The 10333-nt window shown below is 74.4% G+C and carries 2 protein-coding genes; both read right to left on the bottom strand.

Features of this window, described 5'->3' with window-relative positions:
• A partial coding sequence (locus AE652_RS00340; RefSeq protein WP_049649010.1) for a type I polyketide synthase occupies nucleotides 1-4535 on the bottom strand: 4535 nt, incomplete at its 3' end.
• Nucleotides 4536-4556: 21 nt separating this feature from the next.
• The coding region (locus AE652_RS00335) for a type I polyketide synthase (RefSeq protein WP_049649009.1) at nucleotides 4557-10333 on the bottom strand (5777 nt) is incomplete at its 5' end.

Below are 10333 nucleotides of genomic sequence, written 5' to 3'. Positions count from 1 at the left end.
CGGGCCGACCGCTCCTGCGCCAGCGCGTCCAGGAAGGTGTTCGCCGCCGCGTAGTTCGCCTGACCGGCACCGCCGATCAGGCCCGACACCGAGGAGTACACGACGAACGCGGCCAGCCCGGGGCACCGCTCCCGCGTCACCTCGTGCAACGCCCACGCGCCGTCCACCTTCGACCGCAGCACCTCCCCCAGCGCTTCCACACCCAGCGACACCAGCACCCCGTCGCGCAGCACCCCCGCCAGGTGGAACACGCCCGTCAGCGGACGCCGGGCCACCACCTCGTCGACCAGCACCCCCAACGCCACCCGGTCGGCCGCGTCACACGCCCGCACCTCCACAGTGCGCGCACCCAACTCCAGCAGCTCGTCCCGCAGTGTCGCCGCCCCGGGCGCCTCCACACCCCGACGACTCACCAGCACCAGGTGCCGCACCCCGCACGCCACCACCAGATGACGCGCCAGCAACGCCCCCAGCACCCCCGTCCCACCCACCAGCAGCACCGCCCCCTCCGGATCCAACGACACCGGGGCCCGGAATTCGCCCGGTGCCGTCCGGGTGAGCCGGGGGGCGAGCAGGGTGCCGTCGCGCAGGGCGAGTTGCGGCTCGCCGGTCGCGAGGGCCGCGGCCAGGACGCCGCGGTCCGGGTCGGTGTCGACGTCCAGGAGGACGAAGCGGTCCGGGTGTTCGGTCTGGGCGGAGCGCAGCAGACCCCACAGGACCGAGGCCGGCAGCGCGCTCACGCCCTCGTCGGGGGCGGTGGCGACGGCCCCGCGGGTGAGGACGACGAGGCGCGAGCGGGCCAACCGCCCCTCGGCCAGCCAGTCCTGCAGCACCTCCAGTGCGCGCTGGGCGACGGCCCGGGCCGCGCCGGGCACGTCCCGCCCGTCGCCCTCCGCGTCCAGGCAGGGGAGGATCACCGTGCCGGGCACCTCGGCGGCCCGGGCCAGGGCGGCCGGGTCGGAGTACGCCACGGCACCGGGGAGAGCGAGCACGTCGGCGGAGCCGAGCACGCCCCAGGAGTCTTCGGAGGAGGGCCGGACGGCGTGGCCGCCGAGTGCGGTCCAGTCCAGGTGGAACAGGTCGTCGTGAACCTCGGCCCCGACCCTGCCCTCGGTTTGCTGACTCATCGTCACTTCACCGATGCTCAGCACTGGTTCGCCCATCGCGTCCACCGCGAACACCCGCGCGGTGCCGGCTCCCGTGGGCGTCAGCGACACGTGCAGCGCGGTGGCACCGGTGGCGTACAGCTCGACGCCGGACCAGGTGCGGGGCGCACCGGTTCCGGCGAACGGTCGCAGTGCGGCGGCCAGCAGCACCGGGTGCACGCCGTACCCCACGGGGTCGGTGTGGGACGGGAGTTCCACATCCGCCCGGAGGACCTCGTGGTCCGGGCCCGTGGCGGCCGGCGCCGGCCCGGCGTCGACCGGGGTCTCGGTCAGTTCCCCGGTGGCGTGCCGGATCCAGGTTCCGGAAGCCCGCGAGAAGACGGCGAGGGAGCAGCGGCCGCGGCCCAGCGCCTCGACCACGACCTGCACATCGGTCGCGGTCCGTCCGAGGCTCAGGGGCGTCTCGACGGTCAGCCGCTCCAGCCGGTCGCACCCTGCCCGGTCGGCCGCGGCCAGCGCCAGTTCGAGCAGCACGGCGTGCGGAACGTCCGCGGCCCAGGGATGGGTCGTGGGCGAGAGCCGGCCGGTGAGCACCCAGCCGTTCCCGTCGGGCCGCTCGACCGCCGCGCCCAGCAGCGGGTGCCCCACCGTCTCCAGACCCGCCGAGGCCACGTCCGCGACGGCGGTGTCCTCCTTCAGCCAGTAGGACCGGCGCTGGAAGGCGTACGTCGGCAGCTCCACCGGCCGCGCCCCGGCGAAGAGCGGGGACCAGTCGACGGGCAGTCCGCCGGTGTGGAGGCGGGCCGCGTTCGTGAGGATCTGCCGGACGGCCCCGTGGTCACGGCGCAGGGAGCCCACGACGACCCGCTCGCCGCCGAGGGTCTCCTCGATGCCGGCGGTCAGGACGGGGTGCGGGCTGGATTCCACGACGAACCCGTGGCCGCCGTCGGCCGCGGCCTGGACGGCCTCCTGGAACCGGATCGGCCGCCGGAGGTTCTCGTACCAGTAGTCGGCGTCCAGCCGCGTGGTGTCGAGGGCGGTCGCGGTGACGCTGGAGTAGAAGGCGGTGTCGCAGGTCGTGGGGGTGATGCCGGCCAGCTCCGCCAGGAGCTGCTCACGCAGCGGCTCGACGCTCGCGGAGTGGGAGGCGTAGTCGACGTCGATGCGGCGGCTCACGATCCCGCGCGCCTCGCAGCGGGCCGTGAGCTGGTCGAGGGCCTCGGGGCCGCCCGAGACCACGGTCGAGGAGGGGCCGTTGACCGCGGCGATCTCGGCATGGCCGTCGACGGTGGCCAGCAGTGCGCGCACGTCCTCGACGGGGGCGGCGACGGAGACCATGCCACCGGTGCCCGCCAGGCGCAGCAGGGCCCGGCTGCGGATGGCGACGATCTTGGCCGAGTCGTCCAGGGACAGCGCTCCCGCGACGTGGGCGGCGGCGATCTCGCCCTGGGAGTGGCCCACCACCGCGTCGGGGCGCACGCCCAGGGAGCGCCAGACCGCGGCCAGTCCGATCATCACGGCCCAGAGGGCCGGCTGGACGACGTCGACCCGGTGCAGCGGGGGTGCGCCGTCACGGCCGTTCAGCACGTCGAGCAGGGACCAGTCGACGTACGGGGTCAGGGCCTGGTCGCAGGCGCGGAGCTGTTCCTCGAACGCCGGTGACCCGGCGAGCAGTTCCCGTGCCATGCCGGCCCACTGGGAGCCCTGGCCGGGGAAGACGAAGACGGTGCCGCGCCGACCGTCGGGGGGTGTGGTGGAGGGCGTGACGGTGACGTTGTCCGCCGTGCCGCCCTCGGCCAGGACGCGCAGCCCCGCGAGCAGCTCTTCACGGTCGGCGCCCGTCACGACGGCGCGCTGCTCGAACAGCGAGCGCTGCGCGACCAGCGACCAGCCGACGCTGCCCGCTCCGATCTCCGGGCGCTCCGTCAGGTGCTCCGCCAGCCGGCCCGCCTGCGCCCGCAACGCCTCCACCGACCGGCCGGACACCGCCCACGGCACCACACCATCAACAGGGCCATCGGGAGAGTTAGTTGGCTCTTCTGAGACCCCTTCCACGATCACATGCGCGTTCGTCCCACTGATCCCGAAGGACGACACACCCGCCCGCCGCGGCCGGTCCAGCTCAGGCCACTCCCGCGCCTCGGCCAGCAGCTCCACCCCGCCCGAGGACCAGTCCACATGCGACGACGGCACCTCCGCGTGCAACGTTCGCGGCAGCACCCCGTGCCGCATCGCCAGCACCATCTTCATCACACCCGCCACACCCGCGGCGGCCTGCGTATGACCGATGTTCGACTTCACCGACCCCAGCCACAACGGCACTTCGCGCCCCGCCCCGTACGCGGACAGCAAGGCCTGCGCCTCGATCGGATCCCCCAACCGCGTCCCCGTCCCGTGCGCCTCCACCGCATCGACGTCACCCGCCGCCAACCCGGCATCCGCCAAGGCCCCGCGCACCACCCGCACCTGCGCCCGACCACTCGGCGCCGTCAACCCGTTCGACGCACCGTCCTGGTTCACCGCCGAACCCCGCAGCACCCCCAACACCCGGCGCCCAGCCCGCCGCGCGTCGGAAAGCCGCTCCAGCACCAGCACGCCGCAACCCTCACCGAACCCCGTGCCGTCGGCCCCCTCACCGAAGGCCCGGCACCGGCCGTCCGGGGACAGACCGCCCTGTTTGCCGAGTTCGACGAGCGTGGACGGGCCCGCCATGACGGTGACACCGCCGGCCAGCGCCATCGCGCACTCGCCCCGCCGCAGCGACTGCACCGCCAGGTGCAGCGCCACCAGCGACGACGAGCACGCCGTGTCCACCGACACGGCCGGACCCTCCAGCCCCAGCACATAGGCCACCCGGCCGGACGCGACACTGGCCGTGTTCCCCGTACCGGCGTAGCCCTCGGCCTCGGCGGGGACGGAGGACAGCCGGGAGACGTACTCCCCGGAGATCAGCCCGGTGAAGACACCGGTCGCACTGCCCTTCAGGGTGTCGGGACGGATCCCCGCCCGCTCCAGCGCCTCCCACGACACCTCCAGCAGCAGCCGCTGCTGCGGATCCATCGCCTCGGCCTCGAGCGGCGAGACGCCGAAGAACCCCGCGTCGAACAGGTCCGCGTCGTGCAGGAATCCGCCGCTCCGGGTGGGGATCGAGCCGGGTCCCCGCGCGTCCTGGTCCCGGGCCGGGGCGCCGGAGCCGTCCAGGTTCCATCCCCGTCCCTCGGGGAAGCCGGAGATCGCGTCGCGCCCCTCCGACAGCAGCTGCCACAGGTCCTCCGGCGAGCTCACCCCGCCCGGGTACCGGCACCCCATGCCCACGATCGCGATGGGTTCGTGGGCCTTCTCCTCCAGTTCCCTGGTCTGCTGTCGTGCCTCGCGCAGGTCCGCCGTGGCGCGCTTGAGGTAGTCGCGGAGCTTGGCTTCGTTGGACATGGGGCTCACCTTTCCCTTACCTCAGCGCGACAGTTCGTTGTCGAGCGCGTCGAAGAGTTCGTCGTCGGTCACGTGGTCGAGGTCGTCGGCGGATTCGGCGGGTTCGTCCTGCTCCCGCTGCCAGGCGCGAAGGATCTGCGTCAGTCGGGTGGTGACCCTGGTGCGGTCCTCGCGCTCGCCGGCGAAGAGCTTCAACGCCTCCTCCATCCGGTCGGCGTCGGCGAGGATGCGCGAGACCGGGTCCGGTTGCTCGGGTTCGAGGGCCGCCAGGAGGTGGGCGGCCAGTTCGTCCGGTGTGGGCTGGTCGAACAGCACGTTGACGGGGAGCCTGAGCCCGGTGGCCGCGTTGAGCCGGTTGCGCAGTTCGACGAGGGTGAGGGAGTCGAGGCCGAGCCCCCGGAACTCCGCGCCGGTGTCGACGGCTCCGGGCCCCGGGTGGCCGAGGACGTCGGCGATCTCCTGGCACAGGAGCTCCGTCACGACGTCGAGGCCGCGCCCTCCGGCCGCCCCCGCGATCCGGTCGGTCCAGGTGGAGGCACCCGCCGTCCTCGGTGCCGTGGCCGGGGCCGCCGTACGCCGGGCCGGGGCGGAGACGAGGCCGCGCAGCAGCGGTGGCAGGTCGGCCACGGCGGCCCTCGCGTGCAGTCGCGCCGGGTCGAGCACCAGCGGTGCCACGGCCGGCTCGCTTCCCTGCCGCGCCTCGTCGAACAGCGCCATGCCCTGTTCGGAGGGGATCTTTCCGATGCCGTACCGCTCGAAGCGCTGGAAGGCCGTGTCGTCGAGGCCGGCGGTCATGCCGGACTCCTGCTCCCACAAGCCCCACGCCAGCGAGAGACCCGGCAGCCCCCGGGCCGACCGCTCCTGCGCCAGCGCGTCCAGGAACGTGTTCGCCGCCGCGTAGTTCGCCTGACCCGCGGTGCCCACCAGGCCCGACACCGAGGAGTACAGCACGAAGGCCGCCAGCCCGGGGCACCGCTCCCGCGTCACCTCGTGCAACGCCCACGCACCGTCCACCTTCGACCGCAACACCTCCCCCAGCGCCTCCGCATCCAGCGACACCAGCACCCCGTCGCGCAGCACCCCCGCCACGTGGAACACACCCGTCAGCGGCCGCTCGGCCACCACCTCGTCGACCAGCACCCCCAGTGCCGTACGGTCGGCCGCGTCACACGCCCGCACCACCACACTGCGCGCGCCCAACTCCAACAGCTCGTCCCGCAGTGTCGCCGCCCCGGGCGCCTCCACACCCCGACGACTCACCAGCACCAGGTGCCGCACCCCGCACGCCACCACCAGATGACGCGCCAGCAACGCCCCCAACACCCCCGTACCACCGACCACCAGCACCGCCCCCTCCGGATCCAACGACACCGGAAGGGTGAGCACGTTCTTGCCGGTGTGGCGGCCCTGGCTGATGTGGCGGAAGGCCTCCCTGCCCCGGCGGACGTCCCGGACGGTGAGCGGGAGGGGGGTGAGCGCGCCGGCCTCGAAGAGGCGCACGAGCTCGGTGAGCATCTCCTGGACGCGGTCCGCGTCGACCACCATGAGGTCGAACGCCTGGTAGGAGACGTCGGGGAGGGACGCGGGGTCCCTGACGTCGGTCTTGCCCATCTCCAGGAACCGGCCGCCGGGGCGCAGCAGGCGCAGCGAGGCGTCCACGTACTCGTGGGCCAGCGCGTTGAGGACGACGTCGAAGCCGCCGTCCTCGCCGAGCACCCGGCGGAAGCCCTGCTCGAAGAGGAGGTCCCGGGACGAGGCGATGCGCTCGTCCGGCAGGCCCATCGAGCGCAGCGTGTCCCACTTGCCGGGGCTCGCGGTGCCGAAGACCCGCGCGCCGAGGTGGTGGGCGAGCTGGACCGCGGCCATGCCGACGCCGCCCGCCGCCGCGTGGACCAGCAGCGACTGGCCCGGGGCCAGGGCGGCCAGGTCGGTCAGCGCGTAGTAGGCGGTCAGGAAGACGACGGGAACGGCCGCCGCCTGGGCGAAGGTCCAGCCGTCCGGGACGGTGACGAGCATCCTGCTGTCGGTGGCCACCACCGGTCCGAACGCACCGGGCAGCAGGCCCATGACCCGGTCGCCGGGCGCGAACCCGGTCACCCCGGGGCCGACCTCGGTGACCACGCCGGCGCCCTCGATGCCGAGCGGGCCCGCGTCGCCGGGGTAGAGCCCCAGGGCGTTCAGCGCGTCACGGAAGTTGAGGCCCGCGGCGCGGACGGCGACGCGCACCTCGCCCGGCAGCAGGGGGGCGAGCGCCTCGGGGCGGGGCCGGAGGGACAGCGTGTCGAGGGAGCCGCTGGCGCCCGGTTCCATCCGCCAGGCCGGCGCGCCCTCCGGGGGTGCGAGCAGCTCACGGGATGTCTGCCGGGTCAGCCGGGCGGCCTTCAAGGTGCCGTTGCGCAGGGCCAGTTGGGGCTCTCCGGTGGCGAGCGCGGCGGCCACCAGCCCGGGGGTCGGGTCGGCGTCGGCGTCGAGCAGGACGAAGCGGCCCGGGTGTTCGGTCTGGGCGGTGCGCAGCAGGCCCCACAGCACGGATGCGGCGAGGTCCGCCACGCCTTCGGCCGCTTCGACGGCCACCGCGTTCCGGGTGAGGAGAACCAGGGGCGCGGAGGTCCGGTGCTCCTCGGCCAGCCAGCTCTTCAGCAGGCCCAGGACCTCCCGGGCGGCGTCATGGGCCGCGGACGGCACCGCGTGCTCCGGCGCGCTCGCCGTCCACGGGAGGACGGCCACCTCCAGGTCCTCGACCGCACCGGACAGCGTGGTGAGGTCGGCGTGGCGGGTCACGCCCGGCAGGTCCGGGCCGCGCGTGCCGAGGACGGCCCAGCGGTCCATCGGCGGGTCCGTCGGCAGGTCCGGGGCCGGGCCGGCCGGAGCGGTGCCGACGGCCGGGTCCGGCACGGGCACCCAGTCCACGGCGAACAGCGGCGTACGGCCCCCGCCCGCCGCCGAGTAGGGGCGCAGGGTCAGCGCTTCGACGGTGGCGACCGGCGCCCCGGCGGCGTCGCAGACGGCCAGGGCCACGGTGTCGGTGCCGGTGGGCGTCAGCCGTACCCGCAGCGCGGTGGCACCGGTGGCGTGCAGTTCGGCACCGGACCAGGCGAACGGCAGCCGGAGCCCGGCCGCCTGGTCTCCCTCCAGGACGAGCAGGTGCAGCGCCGCGTCCAGCACGGCCGGGTGCACCCCGAAACCGGAGGGCTCCACGCCGGCCGGGAGCCCGACCTCCGCGTACAGCACGTCGCCGTCGCGCCAGGCGGCGCGCAGGCCCTGGAAGGTCGGCCCGTAGTCGTAGCCGCGGGCGGCCAGGGCCTGGTACGCGTCGGCCACGTCGAGGGGGGTCGCGTCCTTCGGCGGCCAGTCCGTCAGCGCGCTCCCGGTGCCTTCGGCCCCGGCGGCCAGCACGCCGGTGGCGTGGCGCCGCCAGGTGTCGTCGGAGCGCGAGAACACGGCCAGTGACCAGCGTCCTTCCTCCTCGGGGTCCAGCACCACGCGCAGGTCGGCCGGGGCGTCGGGGTGGAGGGACAGCGGGGCTTCCAGGGTGAGTTCGTCCAGCCGCCGGCAGCCGGCCCGGGCGCCCGCCGCGAGGGCGACGTCGAGCAGCGCCACACCGGGCAGCAGCACCTCCTCGCCGATGACGTGGTCCTCCGTCCAGGGGTGGGTCGTGGGCGACAGGCGGCCGGTGAACACCCAGCCCCTCCCCTCGGGCCGCTCGACCGCCGCACCCAGCAGCGGATGCCCCACCGTCTCCAGACCCGCCGAGGCCACGTCCGCGACGGCGGTGTCCTCCTTCAGCCAGTAGGACCGGCGCTGGAAGGCGTACGTCGGCAGCTCCACCGGCCGCCCGCCCGGGAAGAGCGGGGACCAGTCGGGCAGGTGGCCGATGAAGGCGGCCTGGGCGACCGCGGTGAGCAGGGAGCCGCTCTCCGGGCGCCGGGCCCGCAGCAGCGGCAGGGTGACCGCGTCGGTCCCGGCCGGCAGGCAGTCCGGGACCAAGCCCGTCAGGACACCGTCGGGGCCGAGTTCGAGGTAGGTCCCCACTCCGAGCCCGGCGAGGTGCTCGACCCCGTCGCCGAACCGGACGGCCCGGCGGATGTGGGACACCCAGTAGTCGGGGGAGCAGAGCTGCTCGGCGGTGGCCTCCCGCCCGGTCACGTTGGACACGACGGAGAGGACGGGGGCGCGGAAGGTCAGGCCTTCGAGAACGGTGCGGAACTCCTCCAGCGCGCTGTCCATGTGGGGAGAGTGGAAGGCGTGGCTGACCCGCAGCCGCCTGGTCCGGCGCCCCAGCGCCGCGAAGTGGTCCGCGACCTCGGTGGCGACCGCGGCATCACCCGAGACCACCACGGACCGCGGGCCGTTGACCGCGGCGATCCCCGCCAGGTCCTCGCGCTCTCCGAGGACCGTCAGGACCTCCTGCTCGGTGGCCTCCACGGCGATCATGGCGCCGTCGCCACGGGCGGCCTGCATCAGCCGTCCCCGCGTCGCCACCATGAGCGCGGCGTCCGGCAGGTCGAGCACGCCCGCGACATGGGCGGCGGCCACCTCGCCGACCGAGTGTCCGAGCAGGTGGTCGGGCCTGATGCCGTAGTGCTCCAGGAGCCTGAACTGCGCGGTCTCCAGGGCGAACAGGGCCGACTGGGCGTACAGGGTGCGGTCCAGGAGGTCGGCGTCCGTACCGAAGACGACGTCCTTCAGGGGGACGGGCAGGTGCGCGTCCAACTGCGCGCACGCCTCGTCGAACGCCTTCGCGAAGACGGGGAAGTCCCGGTGCAGTCGGCGGCCCATGCCGAGGCGCTGCGCGCCCTGGCCGGTGAAGAGCAACGCGAGCCTGTTCGAGCCATCGGGGAGCGTGGTGGAGGGCGTGACGGTGACGTTGTCCGCCGTGCCGCCCTCGGCCAGGACGCGCAGTCCGGCGAGCAGTTCCTCCCGGTCGGCGCCCGTCACGACGGCGCGCTGCTCGAACAGCGAGCGCTGCGCGACCAGCGACCAGCCGACGCTGCCCGCTCCGATCTCCGGGCGCTCCGTCAGGTGCTCCGCCAGCCGGCCGGCCTGCGCCCGCAGCGCCTCCACCGACCGGCCGGACACCACCCACGGCACCACATCATCAACAGGGCCATCAACGGGGGCAGTTGACTCCTCGGCGACCTCTTCCACGATCACATGCGCGTTCGTCCCACTGATCCCGAACGAGGACACACCCGCCCGCCGCGGCCGGCCCAGCTCAGGCCACTCCCGCGCCTCGGCCAGCAGCTCCACCCCGCCCGAGGACCAGTCCACATGCGACGACGGCACCTCCGCGTGCAACGTTCGCGGCAGCACCCCGTGCCGCATCGCCAGCACCATCTTCATCACACCCGCCACACCCGCGGCGGCCTGCGTATGACCGATGTTCGACTTCACCGACCCCAGCCACAACGGCACTTCGCGCCCCGCCCCGTACGCGGACAGCAAGGCCTGCGCCTCGATCGGATCCCCCAACCGCGTCCCCGTCCCGTGCGCCTCCACCGCGTCGACGTCACCCGCCGCCAACCCGGCATCCCCCAACGCCCCGCGCACCACCCGCACCTGCGCCCGACCACTCGGCGCCGTCAACCCGTTCGACGCACCGTCCTGGTTCACCGCCGAACCCCGCAGCACCCCCAACACCCGGCGCCCAGCCCGCCGCGCGTCGGAAAGCCGCTCCAGCACCAGCACGCCGCAACCCTCACCGAACCCCGTGCCGTCGGCCCCCTCACCGAAGGCCCGGCACCGGCCGTCCGGGGACAGACCGCCCTGTTTGCCGAGTTCGACGAGCGTGGACGGGC

Origin of the sequence: Kitasatospora sp. MY 5-36 (assembly GCF_001182915.1) — a bacterium.
Taxonomy (GTDB): Bacteria; Actinomycetota; Actinomycetes; order Streptomycetales; family Streptomycetaceae; genus Kitasatospora.
Note: the sequence above shows the minus strand (reverse complement) of the source record. Positions and strands in the feature narration are given on the sequence as shown.